Genomic DNA, 16,120 nt, shown 5'->3' on the forward strand with positions numbered 1-16,120 from the left:
GCGCCAGCACGCATCTTGCGCACCGCACGTACGACAACCCGGGGCCGGCGAAAACGACGATTGCTTAACATAGTGTTCAAACCGGACAGTACACGCAGAGTATTTCTGCTTGATTACCATTGCACCACATCGGCGCGCACTGCACGGGGCAACTCGCAAAATATTTAAACTTCGCGTATCAGTTTCGCAAAAAAACAACGGCGCTTCACACGTTTTGTGAGCGCCGTTACAGGAGCAATTAACACCCTTTTCACACTGTGGATTCAGGGCTTCACGTACTCCACTTTCAAGGCATCGAGCTCACGGCACATTTGGGAGAATGCAGCCTCGCATTGGGGCGGATCGCCTTTCACGCCAAGCTCGATGTGGCGCCTGGTCTTCGCGTCGCCCACGCTTGGCAGGCTGAAGACCTTGATGCGCGGCCAAGCTGCTTCCAGGGCCAGCATCAGCGGAGTAAGCGCTGCTTCCGCTGCTTCGTACACTAACACCGAATGCTCAGCGCGGGGCTCACGATTGAACAGGTCGGCGTAGTGCGTATCGAGCACCCATTCGATCATCGGCCACGCCATCACCGGGAAGCCTGGCACGAAGTAATGCGTGCCGTGCGCGAATCCAGCCACGTTGTTATACGGATTTGGAATAAGCGCCGCGCCTTGCGGGAATTCCGCCATCTGCAAGCGCTGCAGGTTTTCCGCCGAATCGAGGTCGGCCACCTCGCCTTTTTCCTCGGCCACCTGGCGCACGCGCTGCTGGATGCTTTCCTTTGCGCCTGCGTGCAACAGCAGCGGCAAGCCGAGCGCGGCTGCGGCAGCCTGGCGCGTGTGATCGTCCGGCGTGGCGCCGATGCCGCCGCAGGAGAACACGATATCGCCGCTGGCGAAAGTGCGCTTCAGCGTGGCCACAATGCGCTCGCGGTCGTCGCCGAGGAATTCAGCCCACGACAATTGCAGGCCGCGCGCCGCCAGTAGCTGCACCACTTTGGGGAAGTGCTGGTCAACCCGCTTGCCCGACAGGATTTCGTCGCCAATGATGATCAGTCCGATTCGCATAGGCTTTCCTCGAAAGGTGCATGGCGCAACTGCGCCAGCGCTTGCAGACAATAATACTGAAACCACAGGCCGGTGAAGATGAAAATCACCACGTACACCCAGATCGAGGCAGCCAGCAGGATCGGGAAGAAAGCAATCGCGGCAGCGGCGCCGCCCACCCACACCAGGGCCGGCAGCGAGCCCGCCAGGCCGGACACCACGCCGATCGACATCAGTTGCCAGCGGTGTTCACGCTGCAGCTTGGCCAGTTCTTCGGCGCTGGCGTAGTCGGCCAGCGCGTCATAGCTCATCACGCGGCTGGTGAGCCAGCCCCACAGCAGCACCGTGGCCAGGCCGGCCAGCGGCGGGAAGATATACATCGGCAGGATGCACAGCCAGGCCAGCACGAAAATGCCGAAGGCGCCCAGCGCCTTGATCACACCGCCCAGGATGGAGCCGCCCTGCTTTTTCTCCAGTTGCGGGAAATGGCGGCCGCCCACGTGGCGCACGATGAAGGGCATGGCCGCCACGCCGATAAAGATCATGGCGGTCACGATCATCAGCGGCAACAGCAGGAGCAGGGCAAACAGCGGCACCACGATCGAGCGCAAGCCCGCCAGGCCGATCGATTGCAGCCAGTCGCTGGTCACGCGGTAGATCTCGAAATCGACGAAGTGGCCATGCAGCCAGTCGAGCAGCGGCTGCAGGCCAAGCCACAGCAGCAGCGCCCACAGGGCGACTGACAGAATGAAAGGAACAATACTCAGCAATAAGATCTTGCCGTGCAACTGGGACAGCAGGGCCCTGCCGTAAGCGTGGATAACAGCGCGCATTCGTTAACTCGGTTTCTTTCTCATAAATTCAAACATCCGTTTCAGGCCCAGCCATTGCTGGGCCCAGAAGCCGCGGCCATAGTCGCGGCCCGCCAACTGGTCGCGCACGCCGGTCGCTTCGAAGCGCGGCGTGAAGTTGGCGGTGCGGAAAATGATGTCCCATATCGGGAACAGCACGGCGAAATTGCAGCCGCCCAGCGTGCCCTGCCCTTTCGATTCATGGCCAACGCCGATGGCGTGGTGCATGCGGTGGTAGCGCGGCGACACCAGCAGCCGTTCGCCGATGCGGCCGAAGTGTATACGAACGTTGGCGTGTTGCAAGCTTTGCACGATACGGGACAGCGATACGAGGAGCACGTACTGGCTTGGCGGCACGCCGATGGCCAGCGCCAGCAGCGCCATCATGATATCGCGCAGCAGGTCGTCCAGCAGGTGGTTGCGGTCGTCGCTCCACAGGTTCATGTTCTGCTGGCTGTGGTGCAGGCTGTGCAGGCCCCACCACCAATTGAACTGATGCTGGGCGCGATGGAACCAGTAGTCGGCGAAATCCAGCACCAGCAGGTAGATGGCAAAGCTGGCCAACGGGTGCATATCGGTGACCAGGTTTTCCAGGTTGAAGGGCTGCACGCCTTCCATATGCAGGGCGCCGGAAATGGCGTCCATCAGCGGGTCGAGCGTGAAGAACAGCAGCAGCGGGATCAGGCCGATCCGCTGCAGCACGGTATAGATGAAGTCATTCCAGCGCGCGCGCCGATCGGTGAACTGGTGCACCGGGATGGCCGCCTCCAGCGGGCGCAGCACCAGGTAGATCAGCAGCAGTTCGGCCATGCCGATCAGCAGCCATTCGGTGCCTTCGAAGGCTTCTTCGGTGATGTCGCCCATGCCGGTGCAGTAGATGGCCGGCTGGATGGCGTTTTCAAACAGCCAGCCCTGGGCTTGGCCCAGCAGGTCCAGGAAGAATTGAATCATTTGCGGTAATCCGGGTGCTCTCTCAGGGTGGCGAAGCAGAAGCCTTTTTGCTTGAGGCCTTCTATCAGCGGTTCCAGGTTGGCCGGCGCCCAAGGGTCCTGGCGCGACCAGATGCCCATATGGGCCATGAAGATGTCGCCGTCGCGCAGGCCTTCCAGGGCGCGCTTCAGCAATTGCGCGTTGGAGGCGCGTTCGACCGGCAGCTCGTCGCCCGAGAAGCCGGCCGGCGTGGCCCAACCAGCGTGCTGGTAGCCGCAGGCCTTGCCGGCCGCCAGCGTGCGCGGGCTGGTCTTGCCGCCGGGGGCACGCCAGAACGGGTCCAGCGCCTTGCCGGTCAGCTCGTGGAAGCGTCGGTCGACGCGCCGCAGCTCATCGCAATACTGCTGCGGCGACCAGTCCCGCTCCTTGCCGGCATGGGCGCCGAACTGCGGCTTGACCGTGATCTTGCCGTTCGCGCCATCGCGCACATAGTAAGTATGGTCGAAGGTATGGCTGCCGAAAGCGTGCCCTTCGGCGACGCGGGCGCGCCAATAGGCTTGCCAGGACGGGTCCAGGCTGTAGTCGCCCTTGACGGTCTTTTCGTTCGCCAGGAAGAAGGTGGCCTTGACGTTCTGCCGCGCCAGGACGGCGGCGATCAGTTCGGCCTGCGACTGGCTGCCGGTATCAAAGGTCAGGTAGACGGTCGCGCGGCACTGCGGGGCCGCCGACGCGCCGGCGGCCACTGCAGCGGCCAGCACCAGCACGCAAGCCTGCCGGCGCATCACATCCTCGCGGACGAGTTGGCGAAGAATACGCCGTGCGGCGAACGGCCGACCGGTATCGTCCTGACGACCTTTTTCTGCTGCAGGTCGATCACGGCCACTTTTTTGATCCAGCGCAGCGTGGCCCACATGTATTTGCGGTCGGCGGTGATTTCCATGCAATCGGGGCCACCCGGCACGTCGATGGTGCCGACGTTTTCCAGCGTCTTCTGGTCGATGATGTTGATGGTGTTGGACACCCGGTTCGACACATAGGTGTAGCGGCCATCGCCCAGGGCGCGGAAGTTGTGGGTGCCGGCGCCGGCCTTGATGCGCTTGACCGTGCGGCGCGCGCGCCAGTCGATCACCTCGACATAGTCGCTACCCATGATCCCGACCAGCAGGTACTTGTCGTCCGGCGTCATGGCGATACCCGCCGGCAGCTTGCCGACCGGGAGAGTCCACAGCAGGTTCTGGGTCTTCAAATCGATCGCGCTGACCTGGTCGCTGCCCTGCTGGGTGACAAAGACGGTGCTGCTCTTGGCGTCGAAAGCGACGTGGCTAGGCAGCTTGGGCAACGGAATCCGCTTGGCCAACTTCATTTCCTTGCCGTTGTACGAATAAATGTCGATCCGGTGCAGGCGCAGCGAAGTCGCGACGAACCATTTCTGGTCCGGCGAGAAGCCGATCTGGTAAGGGTCGAGGATGTCCTTGACGTGGCGCTGCACCTGGCCGGTCACGGGATCCAGGAACACCAGTTCATTACCCACCGCGCTGGCGACGATCAGCGACTTGTTATCGGGGGTGGCCATCAGGTGGTGGGGCTCTTTACCCACCGGGAAAGTCTGCAGGCTCTTGTAGCTTACCTGGTCCAGCAACTGGACCGTGGCGTCGCGCGAATTGAGCACGACGACGACGTTTGCCTGGACAGGCTGCACGCCTGCCAGCAAACCACATAAAACTGCTGCGCTACGGATACTGCGGAACATGAAAACTCGCTTATTGGTTAAGCCAACCGGTATTTTACGGTCAAACGTCTTGTATTAAGTTATTGCCGACAACATTTAATGGGTATCGGCCGCGAATGCACTACAATCGCCGCCTAAGCCCCCACCTTTCTAAGGAATACAAATGACTATCATCACTAACGCATCCGGCCTGCAATACGACGACATCAAAGTAGGCGATGGCGCCGAAGCCAAGGCTGGCCAGAACGTCACCGTCCATTACACCGGCTGGCTGCGCAACGACGACGGCAGCAAAGGCCCGAAATTCGATTCCTCCAAGGACCGTAACGACCCGTTCGAGTTCGCCCTGGGCGCCGGCATGGTGATCCGCGGCTGGGATGAAGGCGTGCAAGGCATGAAAGTTGGCGGCACCCGCCAACTGATCATCCCTGCCGACCTGGGTTACGGTTCGCGCGGCGCCGGCGGCGTGATTCCGCCAAACGCCACCCTGATCTTCGACGTGGAACTGCTGGGCGTTTAATCAGCCCCTGGACGGAAGGCCTAGCGCAGCCACTTGCGCTGCACGGCCTCCTGCTCCGCTTTCGCATCCAGCGGTTGGCCGGCGATACGCTGGTCGATCGCATCCAACACCTGCGCCGGCATGTCCGACGCCGCCTGACGGTATTCCCCCTGCTGTGGCCTGCCCTGGCTTTGCACCGCCAGCTGCACCTTCCATACGCCACCCTGCTTGCAGGCCAGGCCCGACATCTCCTGCGACGTTATGAAGCTGCGGCAGTAGCTATTGTCCTGCGCCAGGAAGCTGGTGCCGATGCGCACCGGCCCGCCGCTGCCGGCCATTTGCTGGTCCAGCGCCGTCGCCAGGCGGCCTTGCGCCACCAGCACGCCATCACGGCTGGCCACCGTCTCGCCACGGTCGATCGGCAGCATGCCGACGCCGTAGTGGCCGGCCATCACGCCCACCATCAGCATGGCCGCCAGCGCCCCCCATTCAGGCCATGACCAGCGCCGGCCACGGCTGGCCTTGCGGGCAGCCTGCTGCTCCGCCTCGCGCCGGGCGCGCACGGAATCGAGGCTGACCACCGTGGCCTGGCGCAGCGGCTGCGCCAACCTGGGCGGCACCGCCTCCTCCGCCACTGGGGCAAAGGCGGCAAATACGTCATTGCGCATGGCCTTGTGCTGGGCCACGCGGCGCGCCAGCGCGGCATCCTTGTGCATGGCTTCTTCGACGGCGCGGCGGGTCACTTCATCCAGTTCGCCGTCGGCATAAGCCATCAGGACTTCGTCGGAAAAACTCTTCATACTGTCCTCGCTTGTTCCGATAACATTTCTTGCAACGCAGTGCGGGCGCGCGCCAGGCGGCTGGTCAGGGTACCGACCGGGATCTCCAGCACTTCCGCTGCCTCTTTATATGGCAGCCCTTCCACCAGCACCAGGCCGACCACCAGCCGGTGCTCCTCGCTCAGCAGGCTGACGGCTTTCTGCACCGCCATGCGCTGCTGGTGAGCCTCGGCAAAATCGTCCCCCACGTGCTCGCCCTCCTCTTCCGGCGCAAACAGCTCGCTGCGGCGGACGCGGGAACGCACTTCGTCGATCCAGGCATTCTTAATAATGCGGAACAACCAGCTATCCAGGCGGGTCCCCGGCTGGTAAGAGCCGCTGTGCACGATCGCGCGTTCCACGGAGAGCTGGACCAGGTCGTCGGCATCCTCGCGGTGCCAGGCCAGGGTACGGGCGAAACGCCGCAATCGCGGCAACAGTGTGGCGATTTCCTCGTGCAGGGCGCTATCGTTGTCCATCATATGAAGATAACGAATGGCGTGGGGATTTTCTTCCCTCTCTCCATCGTTAATACAGAATAGATACCGGTAGCTTATATTATCATCCGACCATGCCAACCTTGCGTCCGACACATTCCCTGTTGCGTACATGCCGCTGCCTGCTGCTGGCCACCGGCTTACTGGCGGGCGCGGGACCCGCGGCGGCACAAATCGGCTTGCCCGGCGTGCCGCAGTTGCCAGGCGGCCTGTCGTCCCGGCTTGGCGACAATGCGCTGGGCGATCGCCTGCGCGAGAAACTGCTGGATACCAGGGAGTTGCCGCGCAAGGCGGCGCTGGAGCAGCTTCGGTCGCTGAATGTGCGCGAACTGCTGCAGCGGCACCCGGCGCAGCTGGAGCCGGATCCTTCCGGCTTCCCGATCGTGCGCAGGGAGATCCTGGCGTGGTCGCCATCGCAAGCCGGACTTGCTGCGGCCGCAGCAGCCGGGCTGACGATAGCCGGCAGGCAGGACATGCCGGAGATCGGGCAGTCGCTGGTGACCTTGCGGGTGCCGGACAACGTTGCCACGATGGACGCGCTGGCCAGGCTGCGCATAGCCGATCCCGATGGCAGCTATGATTTCAACCATGTGTATACCGGTGCCGAGGCGGCGGGCGGCTCGGCTGCAACGCCCGTGGTTCGCGCGGTGCACATACAAGCCAGCGACGCCGGTGCTACCGGCACAGTTGGCGGCGAGGTGCGGGTCGGCCTGGTAGACAGCGGGATTGACGGCAGCCACGAAGTCTTCGAAAACGCCCGGATTGTGCGCTGGGGCTGCGACGGCGCGACGCGCCCTGCTCCGCACGGTACAGCGGTTGCCGCCCTGATGATCGGCAAATCGGAACGTTTCAGGGGCGCGGCGCCGGATGCGAAGCTCTATGCCGCCGATATATATTGCGACCAGCCGACCGGCGGCTCGGCCAGCCAGATCGTGCAAGCGCTGGCTTGGCTGGCGAGGGAACAGGTCGGCGTCGTCAATGTCAGCCTGGTCGGCCCGCCCAACCAGATGCTGGGCCGCATGGTGCAGGCGATGGTGGCGCGCGGCCACCTGCTGGTGGCGGCAGTCGGCAACGATGGCCCGGCTGCGCCGCCTTTATATCCAGCCAGCTACCCTGGTGTCGTCGGCGTGACCGGCGTCGACCCGAAACGCCGCCCGCTGCCTGAAGCGGCGCGCGGCCCGCAAGTGATGTTCGCCGCACCCGGCAGCCAGATGGCGGCAGCGGCCATCGGCAACCCACCGTATAAGCTTGTGCGCGGAACCAGCTTCGCCTCGCCGCTGGTGGCAGCGCTGCTGGCGCCGCGCTTGCCCTCGCCTTCCCCGGCGCTGGCCGTCCAGGCGCTCTCCTCCCTGGCGGCCAGTGCCAGCGGCGCCGGCGACGGTACCGGCCGCGGCGTCGTGGCGGAAAACCTGCGCATTGCCCCTTCCGCCTTTCGTTGAAAAGATTTTTCGAAATTTTTTCGAATGGATGGAAGGATTCGGGGTTCCGGTTCGTTCTCTGTATGTAAGCGGCGGATTTCCCGCAGCCAGACCAAGGAGAACTGATATGAAAACCAACATCGCAACCATCATCCGCGCTGCCCTTATCGCTGCCGCCAGCGCTGCATCGATCGCCCAAGCCGGCCCGCTCGGCGGCGCGCTTGGCGGCAATATCGGCGGCGGCATGGGCGGTGCTTTCGGTGGCGGCATGGGCGCCATGCGCGGCGGGATGACCGGCGACATCGCCGGCAGTACCATGCGCGGCAGCCGTGCCGGTGCGGACATCGCCGGCAATGCAGCTGGCAATGTCGCTGCCACCGCTTCCCGTGCAGCCGCTGCCGATTCAGCGGCAAACAATGCTACCCAGCGCGGCCTGGATGCCAGCGGCGCGGTCAATGGCGCCGCCAATGCGACCGGCTCCCTGTCGCGCAATGCCGGAGCCGCTGGCGCCAACAGCGACGGCACCGCAACCAGTGCAGCGAATGGTACGGCGGACGGCATCGCAGGCAAGCTGGCGGGCGGCGCCGCAAACAGCGCTTCCAACAGCACTGCGGGCAGCGCGCCAGGCGGCACTTCGAACGGCGGCAAATCCGCTTCGGCCACGGGCAACGGCAGCGGCGGCTCCAGCCTGGGAGCCAACCTGGCGCGCGGCGCGAATGCGGTAAGCGGCAGCGCCGATGGCACATCCAACGGCGGCGCACATGCAAACGCAAGCCGTTCCGGTCTCGGCGGTTCCGCGCAAGGCAAGGGCTCCGCGGACGGTTCCGCCAGTGCCAGCAAAGCGTTCCGCGGCAGCAGCGGTGGTAGCGGAAATGGCAGCACCGGCAGCCAGCCCGCACCGCAGCAATCGACGAAAAACGCTTCCGCCAACGGTAACGTGAATGCCGGTTTCAACGTCCAAGCGGGCAAGAACACCGCCGTTGAAGGCTCCGCGCAGTGACGCACCAGCCTGGGGCGGTGCGGCGAAAAAGCTTAAACTAGCTGAGGTTTTCGCCAAAATCCGCCCCGAATTTCGTGGCGAGCCAGTCACTATATGGGCTTCTTCAAAAAACGCTACACACTTTTTTCAATTAATGTGCTAATCTGCGCGCTCCATTAACCAAGGAGGTAGTAATGAAAAAAGGCGAACTGATTGCAGAATTTGCGAAGCGTACCGAAATGTCCGGCGCAGCCGCTAACGACGCAATTAACACCCTGATCGCGATCGTTACCGAGCGTCTGAAAAAGGGCGACACCGTTGGCATCACCGGTTTCGGCACCTTCTCCGTCGCCAAGCGCGCCGCCCGTAAAGGCCGCAACCCAGCAACCGGCGAAGCGATCAAGATCGCTGCATCCAAGACCCCTAAGTTCTCGGCTGGCGCGACCCTGAAAGCCGCTGTGAACCCAACCAAGAAGAAGTAATTCTTCGGGCTTACCGCCAGAACGGCGGTTCAAGGCTGGCCGGAAAGGCTTGTCTTGAACCGCCGTTTTTTATTGTGCACCGCACGGTGCTTCATCACGTTGAGGAGATATTTATGAGCATGGTTGGCTATCTTATCGCACTGCCGGAATCGAAGCTCGCCGAGCTGCGGGCAGACGAGGAACTGGTCGAGGAATTCCTGTTCCCCGATGACGGCGACAGTGAACCGGAAAACTCCATCGACCTCGATAAGGCCTGGCATGGCATCCATTACCTGCTGACCAGCGAGGTGGAAGGAGGGCCGGAGCCGCTTTCCCTGGCAGTCATCGGCGGCGAAGAATTTGGGCCGGATATCGGTTATGGGCCGCCCCGCTTCCTCACTTCAGCGCAGGTGCAGGCGATCGCAGAAGCACTCACGCCACTCGGCAGGCCGGAACTGGCTGCACGATTCGACCCGCAAGACATGGAGCGCAAGGAGATTTATCCCGCCATCATCTGGACCCGCGACGGTGACGAAGCCCTGGACTATGTGCTTGATAATTACGAGGTTCTGCGGGAGCACTTTCTCGATGCCGCCACCCGTGGCGATGCAGTGATCCAGCTTCTTGCCTGACCTGATTGGAGCCTATACTCTAAGGCTTGGGCGGCTTTCTTTTGTATGATGGCGCTTCATAACCCCACTAAACCAAAGGTAGACACCATGAGCCTGCAAGAACAATTCGACCAAGCGATGGCCGATTCCAAGAACCTGCCGGAACGCCCAGACAATATGACCCTGCTGAAGATTTACGCCCTGTTCAAGCAAGGCTCGGCAGGCGATGCCACCGGCGAGCGCCCAGGCATGACCGACTTCGTCAACCGCGCCAAGTTCGACGCATGGGCGGCATTGGCCGGCACCAGCCAGGACGACGCCAAACAGCAGTACATCGACCTGATCGAAAGCCTGAAGTAATCCTTCCGCCTACAGCGCCGCGTTTGTCAAAAGCAGGGCGGCGCTGCACACTGCAGCATTTGCAAAATAACCGACAGGCAAATGCTGGATAACCGTTCCAAGATCGCCGCGATCGTCCACATCGTCCTCGGCTCTTTTTCCTCGCTGTTGTCGGCCTGCCCGGCCATCAGCTCCGCGGTCGCCTATTTAAAGCGCTCGCTCGCCACTCACACGCCCCTGATCATCTTCAGCATCATCGTCTTGTTCAACGTTGCGGTCGGTACTGCGGTTGGCGGTTATTCCTTGAGGGTGCTGCTGCGTAAATAACGCACACCGCGGTCACTCCCGGCATAGCCCCTACCGTCAGCCAGGCAAGCCTGTCCCTGCCGGATGCTTTCACGAGCGCTACCAGATCGCTGCCCAGGCGCAGACAGCTCCGCCCTGCAACTTATTGCGCAATTGGCTGGCTGGACTGGCCGGCCTGAAGAACCTGGGCCACCTGAGCGCACTTGGCGCGGTAAAGCCCCCATCGGAATATTGCATCGGCGACCGCGTCGGCATTTTCTCCCTGATCAACCTGTCACAGGACGAAGTGCTCCTGGGCGACTTCGACTAGCAACTGGATGTGCTGCTGTCCGTCTTCAGCGTCGCCACCGTGGCCCACGTGCATAACTGGCTGGGGCGACTGTACATGCTGCCGGTCACGCTGCTGCACAAGATCATCATCAAGACCATGCTGAAGGGCACCAGCGTGCGAGCCAATGCGCGGGCGCGCTACCTTTTCCACCAGACATGCTAGAGTTGCGCTTTTTGCAATCCAATTCAACGCATGACATTTGAATTCCGCCGCGCGACGGCCGCCGACATCCCCGCTATGAGCGCGATCAGACTGGCCGTGCGAGAAAATGCGCTGGCCAACCCGGCCCGCATTACGCAGCAGATGTATGAGGATTACCTTGAGCGCCTTGGCCGCGGTTGGGTTTGCGAGCGCGAAGGAGTATTGATTGGCTTCTCTTACGCTGCACACGAAGATGACTCTATCTGGGCCTTGTTCGTGGCTCCCGAATATGAAGGACTAGGTGTCGGAAAGCGCTTGCTGCAGCTTGCGACGGATTGGCTGTTCACCTACGGTGCCCAAGCCGTCAAACTGTCAACCGCCGTCGGCAGCCGCGCTGACCGCTTCTACCTGGCCCAGGGTTGGCAACGCTGCGTGAGTGAAAATGGAATTGACGCCCATTTCCGGCTCGAGCGCAGCATATCGATCCGCCGTGCCGGGACCGACGACCTGGATGCGATGTGGGAAATCTTCCAGCCGCTGCTGGTGAGTGGCGACGCCTTCCCGTTCGGCGAGAGATTCGGGAAGTCCACCTTCCAGCTGCACTGGTTCAGCAGCCACCCGGCCTACGTCGCCTGCGCGGGCGAACAAATCCTCGGCATGTACAAAATGGGCGCCAACTACCCCGATCACGGCGCCCACGTCGCCAGCGCGACCTATGCGGTTGCCACGCAGGCGCAGGGCAAAGGCGTCGGCCGCGCGCTGGTCGAGCACAGCCTGGCGCAGGCGCGGCGCGAAGGCTTCCTGGCGATGCAGTTCAATTATGTGGTCAGCAGCAATGCGCCTGCGATGGCGCTGTACCGCAAGCTTGGCTTCAATATCGCCGGCACCTTGCCGCGCGCTTTCCGTCATCGCGAGCTTGGGCTGGTCGACGCCTACGTCTTACATCGCTTCCTGGAGAACCCATGAACGAACTCAGCACCAACATTCTGGAACACATGCGCCTCGTCACCGAGCAGCGGAGGGCGTAGTGAAAAAAGTGGTGCCGGCGGCGAATCCGGATGCCTACGTGGCAGCGCTGTCAGGCTGGCAGCACGACGTCGTGCGCGCGCTGCGCCAGGCCGTGCGGGAAGCCGCACCGGAACTGGAAGAGCGCATCAAGTGGACGCACCTGGTCTACTTCAGCAACGGGCCCGTGCTGTTGATCCGTGCCGAAGAAGAACGGGTGCTGTTCGGCTTCTGGCGCGGCAAACGCCTGCTGCACATCGAGCCGCGCATGACCGGCGGCGGCAAGTATGAGCTGCGCACGCTGGAACTGCGGGAAGACACGCCACTCGAGCGCGCAACCGTGCTGGAACTGGTGCGCGCTGCGGTGGCGCTGAACGAAACGGTGGGCGACCCCACCAGGGTCGCTTAAGCGGAAGCGAATACCGAACGCATCTTCTCCGCCACCTTGCCTTCGATGGCGCTCTTGAAGGCACCCATCAGGAAGCCGAGCTTGATATTCATGTGGGCGGCGCTCTCGGCCAGGGTCAGCGTGCCTTCCACGCCGCTGCGGCCGAATTTCAGGGTGTCGCCATGCCATTGGCAGGCCAGGTCGAATTCCTTGGCAATGCGTTGTGCGACTTGTTCTGCTGCTGCGCGCGCTTGCGCGGGTTCCAGGTTGTGGGCCTGGGTGATGTTGATATCGGCCATACTCTGCTAATCAAAAAGCACAAAAGGCGCTATTTTAACGCACGCACCTTTGTGCTGGATCAAAGGGCAGTGCCGCCGGCAGGGTAACCATGGTCATTCAACCGCCCTTGGGAGAGTGATCATGGATGAGAACATGTGCATGACTTTGCCTGTCAGCTTTGTGCCGACACCATCCGCCCTGTACCGCGCGCACCGCAAGTCGGCGCAACTGCTACAGCAGCCCAGCCGGCCCCGCCTGAAAGATACCGCGTTGCCGACGCGTGCCGCCGCGGCGCCGCCGGCCGGTGCGCGCGTGCTGATCTGGAAGCAGGATCCATCCGTCAGCGAACTCGGCCCCCGCAAGATCTTCCTGCCCGGCGTGATCCTGGAAGGGCCGCGCGATGCGCGCATCACTTACGGCCGGCCCGGCATTGCCCCGGTCAGCCCGAACGCCTTCGGCGACTTCATCATGGCGCCGGACACCGACCAGTTCGACGCCGTGCACGCCTTTGCCGTGGTGCGTTCGACCCTGACCATGTACCAGCGCGTGCTGTCGCGCGCCGACCAGGGCGCTCCCCTGCCATGGGCCTGGAACAACGGCAGCAACACCGATCCGCTGGAAGTCTTCCCGCACGGTTTGCCGAACGTGATGAACGCCTATTACAGCCGCAGCGACCGGGCCCTGAAGTTCGGCGACTTTGTGCCGACCGGCTCGACCGGCCGGGTGTTTACCTGCCGCTCTTTCGACATTGTGTCGCACGAAACCGGCCACGCCGTGCTGGACGGCCTGAAACCGAAATGGATCCTGAACAGCGCGCCGCCGCAAACCGGCGGCCTGCATGAATCCTTCGGCGACTTGACCGCCATCTTCCTCGCGCTATCCCAGCTCGACCAGGTGGAAGCGGTAATCGCGCAAACCAAGGCCGACCTGCACGACAAGACCTTCCTGGCCGATATGGCGGAACAATTCGGCCTGGCCCTCGGCCGCCCGAACGGCCTGCGCAATGCCGACAACGATCTCAAGCTGTCAGAAACCGGCAACGAAGTACACGCCATCTCGCAGGTGTTCACCGGCGCTGTCTATGACATCCTGGCCGACATTTTCTCCTTCGAACGGGCGCCCGGCTTACGTGACGATGCAGCCTGCCTGCATAGCGTGGCAGGGTATTTGTGCAGCCTGGTGCTGCGCGCCCTGGTGGCCGCGCCCGACACCAACGCCAAGTATGCGGACGTGGTGAACCAGATGCTGCGTATCGCGGCGGAGGACGGCAAACCGGTCGATTACGCCAACTTCATCCGCAACCGCTTCGCCCTGCGCGAGGTGGTGGTATCGCCCGTGCCGCTGACCGAAGACCAGCCGCAAAACCTGGAACTGCCGGCCATGGTGGAAGACGCTCCCGACGCGCGCCAGGACCGCCGCGCTTGCTGCGGCACCATGAACCATGCCGAATACTTCGACCTGGAAGGCGTGCTCGATGCCGAGCGCCAGGCTTTGGCCGCCTGGTGCAAGAATTACAGTACCCGGCATGGGGAGGTAGCCATCGAAAAATGAAGATCAGCGCGAGCGGCGCGGGCGGCTTTGCCGGCCTCAGCCAGCACTTTGAAGTTGACACGGATGCAAGCCCAGCCGGTCCGGCGCTGGAGGCGGCCCTCGCCTCCAGTGGTTTTTTCACGTCTACGGAAAATTTTTCGCCGCCGCTGGGTGCCGATTTGGGGCACTGGACTATCACCGCCGATGACGGCCGTCGACGACATAGCTTAAGCTTTGTCGAGACCGGCGCTCCGCCTTGGCAAAATCTGCTCGATTTGATCCGTTCTGCCGCCTGAAAGCAAGACTGTTAGAGGCGCGCCACGAATTTGCTTATTTAGATTGTATCTAAGCCCGAATTGTGAGAAATAGCGGATTGCCTTAAAATACAGTGCTTTGCTGAGCTTTTTCCAGCGCTCCAATATAGATAGGACTGTTATGACCCACGTTGTCACCGAATCCTGCATCGCCTGCCGCTATACCGATTGCGTCGATGTTTGCCCGGTAGATTGCTTCCGCGAAGGCCCGAACTTCCTGGCCATTGACCCGGACGAATGCATCGACTGCGCCGTGTGCGTGGCCGAATGCCCGGTCAACGCCATCTTCGCTGAGGAAGACGTGCCGTCCGACCAGCAGCAATACATCAAGATCAATGCCGACTTGTCGCGCAACTGGCCTTCGATCACCAAGACCAAGCCTGCCCTGCCGGAAGCCGAGCAGTTCAAGGACGTCAAGGAAAAGGCCCACTTGCTGAAGCGCTAAGCGCGCAGCATCACGCCTTCAGCAGCCTGTTATTCACCGTGCAACACCGCGCCTGACGCGGTGTTCGCTTATTCAGATGGAATGAGAATCATTATGAATGTCGTCAGCACCCCACCAGGCGGTCTCCACGAGACCGATGCAGTCATCATCGGCGCCGGCCCGGTCGGCCTGTTCCAGGTCTTCGAACTCGGCCTGCTGGAGATCAAAGCCCACGTGATCGACTCGCTCAGCGCCGTTGGCGGCCAGTGCGTGGAACTGTATCCGGACAAGCCGATCTACGACATTCCAGCCATTCCATCCTGCACCGGCCAGGAACTGACCGACGGCCTGCTGAAGCAGATCGAGCCGTTCGGCGCGACCTACCACCTGGGCCAGGAAGTGACCGTGGTGCAAAAGCGCGAAGACGGCCGTTTCGACGTCGAGACCTCGCTGGGCACCAAGTTCATCACCAAGACCATCTTCATCGCTGCCGGCGTGGGCTCGTTCCAGCCGCGCACCATGAAGGTGGACGGCATCGAAGCCTTCGAAGGCTCGCAGCTGTTCTACCGCGTGAAGAACCCGGCCCAGTTCGAAGGCAAGAACCTGGTCATCTGCGGCGGCGGCGACTCCGCGCTGGACTGGGCCCTGAACTTCGTCGGCAAGGCCGAATCCGTGGTGCTGCTGCACCGCCGTGAAGATTTCCGCGCTGCGCCGGCTTCCGTGGCCAAGATGAAGCAGCTGTGCGACGAGTACGAAATGCAGTTGATCGTCGGCCAGGTGTCGGGCATCGAGACCAAGGACGACAAGCTGTCCGAACTGCGCGTGACCGGCGCCGACGGCGTGACCCGCCGCGTGCCGCTGGACATGCTGCTGGTGTTCTACGGCCTGTCGCCAAAGCTGGGCCCGATCGCCGAATGGGGCCTGGACATCGAGCGCAAGCAGCTGAAAGTGGTGTCGACCGAGAAGTTCGAAACCAATGTGCCGGGCATCTTCGCGGTGGGCGACATCAACACTTACCCAGGCAAGAAAAAGCTGATCCTGTCGGGCTTCCACGAAGCCGCACTGGCCGCTTTCGGCGCTGCACCATATATCTTCCCGGACAAGAAGATCCACATGCAATACACCACCACGTCGCCAAAACTCCACAAGGTTCTGGGCGTCGAAACCCCGGTGTTCGACTGATCCGACCGATTCTTCGGACGCATCCTACAAAAAAGCAGCGGAAACGCTGCTTTTTTTGTT

The 16,120-nt window shown here is 62.3% G+C and carries 23 protein-coding genes; 15 read left to right on the top strand and 8 right to left on the bottom strand.

Annotation, left to right across the window (positions count from 1 at the left end):
* Positions 1 to 263 precede the first annotated feature (263 nt).
* Genes BM269_RS12365 through BM269_RS12385 form a run of 5 tightly spaced genes read right to left on the bottom strand, consistent with a single transcriptional unit; the run spans position 264 to position 4,559 of the window.
* Positions 264 to 1,049, bottom strand: a complete 786-nt coding sequence (locus BM269_RS12365) for a competence/damage-inducible protein A (protein ID WP_090437328.1) — start codon at positions 1,047 to 1,049, stop codon at positions 264 to 266.
* Complete coding sequence (locus tag BM269_RS12370; protein ID WP_090437329.1) at positions 1,034 to 1,861, bottom strand: EI24 domain-containing protein; 828 nt, start codon at positions 1,859 to 1,861, stop codon at positions 1,034 to 1,036. Before BM269_RS12370 ends, BM269_RS12365 begins: the two co-directional genes overlap by 16 nt.
* A gap of 3 nt (positions 1,862 to 1,864) precedes the next feature.
* Positions 1,865 to 2,830 carry a sterol desaturase family protein gene (locus BM269_RS12375; protein WP_090437330.1) on the bottom strand — a complete coding sequence of 322 codons (966 nt, stop codon included), beginning with the start codon at positions 2,828 to 2,830 and terminating at the stop codon, positions 1,865 to 1,867.
* Positions 2,827 to 3,591 (bottom strand): polysaccharide deacetylase family protein, encoded by a 765-nt coding sequence (locus tag BM269_RS12380; RefSeq protein WP_090437331.1) that lies wholly within the window; start codon positions 3,589 to 3,591, stop codon positions 2,827 to 2,829. The genes BM269_RS12375 and BM269_RS12380 overlap by 4 nt, the downstream gene beginning before the upstream one ends.
* On the bottom strand, positions 3,591 to 4,559 hold the full coding sequence (locus tag BM269_RS12385) for a YVTN family beta-propeller repeat protein (protein ID WP_090437332.1): 969 nt from the start codon (positions 4,557 to 4,559) through the stop codon (positions 3,591 to 3,593). Before BM269_RS12385 ends, BM269_RS12380 begins: the two co-directional genes overlap by 1 nt.
* Before the next feature lie 142 nt (positions 4,560 to 4,701).
* Between BM269_RS12385 and BM269_RS12390 the strand changes: the two genes are divergently transcribed.
* Positions 4,702 to 5,058 (top strand): FKBP-type peptidyl-prolyl cis-trans isomerase, encoded by a 357-nt coding sequence (locus BM269_RS12390; protein ID WP_090437333.1) that lies wholly within the window; start codon positions 4,702 to 4,704, stop codon positions 5,056 to 5,058.
* Between the two features lie 20 nt (positions 5,059 to 5,078).
* Here the strand turns inward: BM269_RS12390 and BM269_RS12395 are convergent, their stop codons facing one another.
* Both BM269_RS12395 and BM269_RS12400 read right to left on the bottom strand, forming a co-directional pair.
* A complete protein-coding gene (locus BM269_RS12395) occupies positions 5,079 to 5,837 on the bottom strand; it encodes an anti-sigma factor family protein (protein ID WP_090437334.1) in 759 nt (252 codons plus the stop codon).
* Positions 5,834 to 6,337, bottom strand: a complete 504-nt coding sequence (locus BM269_RS12400; protein WP_090437335.1) for an RNA polymerase sigma factor — start codon at positions 6,335 to 6,337, stop codon at positions 5,834 to 5,836. The genes BM269_RS12395 and BM269_RS12400 overlap by 4 nt, the downstream gene beginning before the upstream one ends.
* Positions 6,338 to 6,426: 89 nt before the next feature.
* On the opposite strand from BM269_RS12400, the gene BM269_RS12405 reads away from it, so the two are divergent.
* The 10 genes from BM269_RS12405 to BM269_RS12450 all read left to right on the top strand — a co-directional run bounded on the left by BM269_RS12405 (position 6,427) and on the right by BM269_RS12450 (position 12,352).
* On the top strand, positions 6,427 to 7,791 hold the full coding sequence (locus BM269_RS12405) for a S8 family serine peptidase (protein WP_090437336.1): 1,365 nt from the start codon (positions 6,427 to 6,429) through the stop codon (positions 7,789 to 7,791).
* Positions 7,792 to 7,897: 106 nt separating this feature from the next.
* Complete coding sequence (locus BM269_RS12410; RefSeq protein ID WP_090437337.1) at positions 7,898 to 8,770, top strand: hypothetical protein; 873 nt, start codon at positions 7,898 to 7,900, stop codon at positions 8,768 to 8,770.
* Between the two features lie 173 nt (positions 8,771 to 8,943).
* On the top strand, positions 8,944 to 9,231 hold the full coding sequence (locus BM269_RS12415) for an HU family DNA-binding protein (protein WP_057261775.1): 288 nt from the start codon (positions 8,944 to 8,946) through the stop codon (positions 9,229 to 9,231).
* A gap of 113 nt (positions 9,232 to 9,344) precedes the next feature.
* On the top strand, positions 9,345 to 9,842 hold the full coding sequence (locus BM269_RS12420) for a YfbM family protein (RefSeq protein ID WP_090437338.1): 498 nt from the start codon (positions 9,345 to 9,347) through the stop codon (positions 9,840 to 9,842).
* Positions 9,843 to 9,929: 87 nt separating this feature from the next.
* Entirely contained in the window at positions 9,930 to 10,181 is a 252-nt protein-coding gene (locus BM269_RS12425) for an acyl-CoA-binding protein (protein ID WP_028100729.1), read from the top strand.
* A gap of 81 nt (positions 10,182 to 10,262) precedes the next feature.
* Positions 10,263 to 10,487: a hypothetical protein gene (locus tag BM269_RS12430; protein ID WP_090437339.1), complete on the top strand. Its 225-nt coding sequence runs from the start codon at positions 10,263 to 10,265 to the stop codon at positions 10,485 to 10,487.
* Positions 10,488 to 10,611: 124 nt separating this feature from the next.
* Positions 10,612 to 10,776, top strand: coding sequence for a DUF2867 domain-containing protein (locus BM269_RS30110; RefSeq protein WP_211482687.1), 165 nt, complete (start codon positions 10,612 to 10,614; stop codon positions 10,774 to 10,776).
* 9 nt (positions 10,777 to 10,785) lie between these two features.
* Complete coding sequence (locus BM269_RS30115; protein ID WP_211482688.1) at positions 10,786 to 10,959, top strand: DUF2867 domain-containing protein; 174 nt, start codon at positions 10,786 to 10,788, stop codon at positions 10,957 to 10,959.
* Between the two features lie 30 nt (positions 10,960 to 10,989).
* On the top strand, positions 10,990 to 11,904 hold the full coding sequence (locus BM269_RS29805; RefSeq protein WP_229204621.1) for a GNAT family N-acetyltransferase: 915 nt from the start codon (positions 10,990 to 10,992) through the stop codon (positions 11,902 to 11,904).
* Between the two features lie 61 nt (positions 11,905 to 11,965).
* Positions 11,966 to 12,352 (top strand): DUF1801 domain-containing protein, encoded by a 387-nt coding sequence (locus BM269_RS12450; protein WP_090437340.1) that lies wholly within the window; start codon positions 11,966 to 11,968, stop codon positions 12,350 to 12,352.
* Here the strand turns inward: BM269_RS12450 and BM269_RS12455 are convergent.
* Positions 12,349 to 12,630: a polyhydroxyalkanoic acid system family protein gene (locus BM269_RS12455; RefSeq protein ID WP_090437341.1), complete on the bottom strand. Its 282-nt coding sequence runs from the start codon at positions 12,628 to 12,630 to the stop codon at positions 12,349 to 12,351. The genes BM269_RS12450 and BM269_RS12455 overlap by 4 nt on opposite strands.
* A gap of 121 nt (positions 12,631 to 12,751) precedes the next feature.
* Between BM269_RS12455 and BM269_RS12460 the strand changes: the two genes are divergently transcribed.
* The 4 genes from BM269_RS12460 to BM269_RS12475 all read left to right on the top strand — a co-directional run bounded on the left by BM269_RS12460 (position 12,752) and on the right by BM269_RS12475 (position 16,060).
* On the top strand, positions 12,752 to 14,161 hold the full coding sequence (locus BM269_RS12460; protein WP_090437342.1) for a gluzincin family metallopeptidase: 1,410 nt from the start codon (positions 12,752 to 12,754) through the stop codon (positions 14,159 to 14,161).
* A complete protein-coding gene (locus BM269_RS12465) occupies positions 14,158 to 14,436 on the top strand; it encodes a protealysin inhibitor emfourin (protein ID WP_090437343.1) in 279 nt (92 codons plus the stop codon). Before BM269_RS12460 ends, BM269_RS12465 begins: the two co-directional genes overlap by 4 nt.
* A gap of 139 nt (positions 14,437 to 14,575) precedes the next feature.
* Entirely contained in the window at positions 14,576 to 14,899 is a 324-nt protein-coding gene (gene fdxA, locus BM269_RS12470) for a ferredoxin FdxA (protein ID WP_028100735.1), read from the top strand.
* 93 nt (positions 14,900 to 14,992) lie between these two features.
* Complete coding sequence (locus BM269_RS12475) at positions 14,993 to 16,060, top strand: NAD(P)/FAD-dependent oxidoreductase (protein ID WP_057261782.1); 1,068 nt, start codon at positions 14,993 to 14,995, stop codon at positions 16,058 to 16,060.
* Positions 16,061 to 16,120: the final 60 nt, after the last annotated feature.

Source organism: Duganella sp. CF458, assembly GCF_900113115.1.
Lineage (GTDB): Bacteria > Pseudomonadota > Gammaproteobacteria > Burkholderiales > Burkholderiaceae_D > Rugamonas.

Excerpts from the sequence above, each read along its gene's own strand:
- BM269_RS12365 (WP_090437328.1), bottom strand. The coding sequence starts at position 1,049 with ATGCGAATCGGACTGATCATCATTGGCGACGAAATCCTGTCGGGCAAG.
- BM269_RS12370 (WP_090437329.1), bottom strand. The coding sequence starts at position 1,861 with ATGCGCGCTGTTATCCACGCTTACGGCAGGGCCCTGCTGTCCCAGTTG.
- BM269_RS12375 (WP_090437330.1), bottom strand. The coding sequence starts at position 2,830 with ATGATTCAATTCTTCCTGGACCTGCTGGGCCAAGCCCAGGGCTGGCTG.
- BM269_RS12380 (WP_090437331.1), bottom strand. The coding sequence starts at position 3,591 with ATGCGCCGGCAGGCTTGCGTGCTGGTGCTGGCCGCTGCAGTGGCCGCC.
- BM269_RS12385 (WP_090437332.1), bottom strand. The coding sequence starts at position 4,559 with ATGTTCCGCAGTATCCGTAGCGCAGCAGTTTTATGTGGTTTGCTGGCA.
- BM269_RS12390 (WP_090437333.1), top strand. The coding sequence starts at position 4,702 with ATGACTATCATCACTAACGCATCCGGCCTGCAATACGACGACATCAAA.
- BM269_RS12395 (WP_090437334.1), bottom strand. The coding sequence starts at position 5,837 with ATGAAGAGTTTTTCCGACGAAGTCCTGATGGCTTATGCCGACGGCGAA.
- BM269_RS12400 (WP_090437335.1), bottom strand. The coding sequence starts at position 6,337 with ATGATGGACAACGATAGCGCCCTGCACGAGGAAATCGCCACACTGTTG.
- BM269_RS12405 (WP_090437336.1), top strand. The coding sequence starts at position 6,427 with ATGCCAACCTTGCGTCCGACACATTCCCTGTTGCGTACATGCCGCTGC.
- BM269_RS12410 (WP_090437337.1), top strand. The coding sequence starts at position 7,898 with ATGAAAACCAACATCGCAACCATCATCCGCGCTGCCCTTATCGCTGCC.
- BM269_RS12415 (WP_057261775.1), top strand. The coding sequence starts at position 8,944 with ATGAAAAAAGGCGAACTGATTGCAGAATTTGCGAAGCGTACCGAAATG.
- BM269_RS12420 (WP_090437338.1), top strand. The coding sequence starts at position 9,345 with ATGAGCATGGTTGGCTATCTTATCGCACTGCCGGAATCGAAGCTCGCC.
- BM269_RS12425 (WP_028100729.1), top strand. The coding sequence starts at position 9,930 with ATGAGCCTGCAAGAACAATTCGACCAAGCGATGGCCGATTCCAAGAAC.
- BM269_RS12430 (WP_090437339.1), top strand. The coding sequence starts at position 10,263 with ATGCTGGATAACCGTTCCAAGATCGCCGCGATCGTCCACATCGTCCTC.
- BM269_RS29805 (WP_229204621.1), top strand. The coding sequence starts at position 10,990 with ATGACATTTGAATTCCGCCGCGCGACGGCCGCCGACATCCCCGCTATG.
- BM269_RS12455 (WP_090437341.1), bottom strand. The coding sequence starts at position 12,630 with ATGGCCGATATCAACATCACCCAGGCCCACAACCTGGAACCCGCGCAA.
- BM269_RS12460 (WP_090437342.1), top strand. The coding sequence starts at position 12,752 with ATGGATGAGAACATGTGCATGACTTTGCCTGTCAGCTTTGTGCCGACA.
- BM269_RS12465 (WP_090437343.1), top strand. The coding sequence starts at position 14,158 with ATGAAGATCAGCGCGAGCGGCGCGGGCGGCTTTGCCGGCCTCAGCCAG.
- fdxA (WP_028100735.1), top strand. The coding sequence starts at position 14,576 with ATGACCCACGTTGTCACCGAATCCTGCATCGCCTGCCGCTATACCGAT.
- BM269_RS12475 (WP_057261782.1), top strand. The coding sequence starts at position 14,993 with ATGAATGTCGTCAGCACCCCACCAGGCGGTCTCCACGAGACCGATGCA.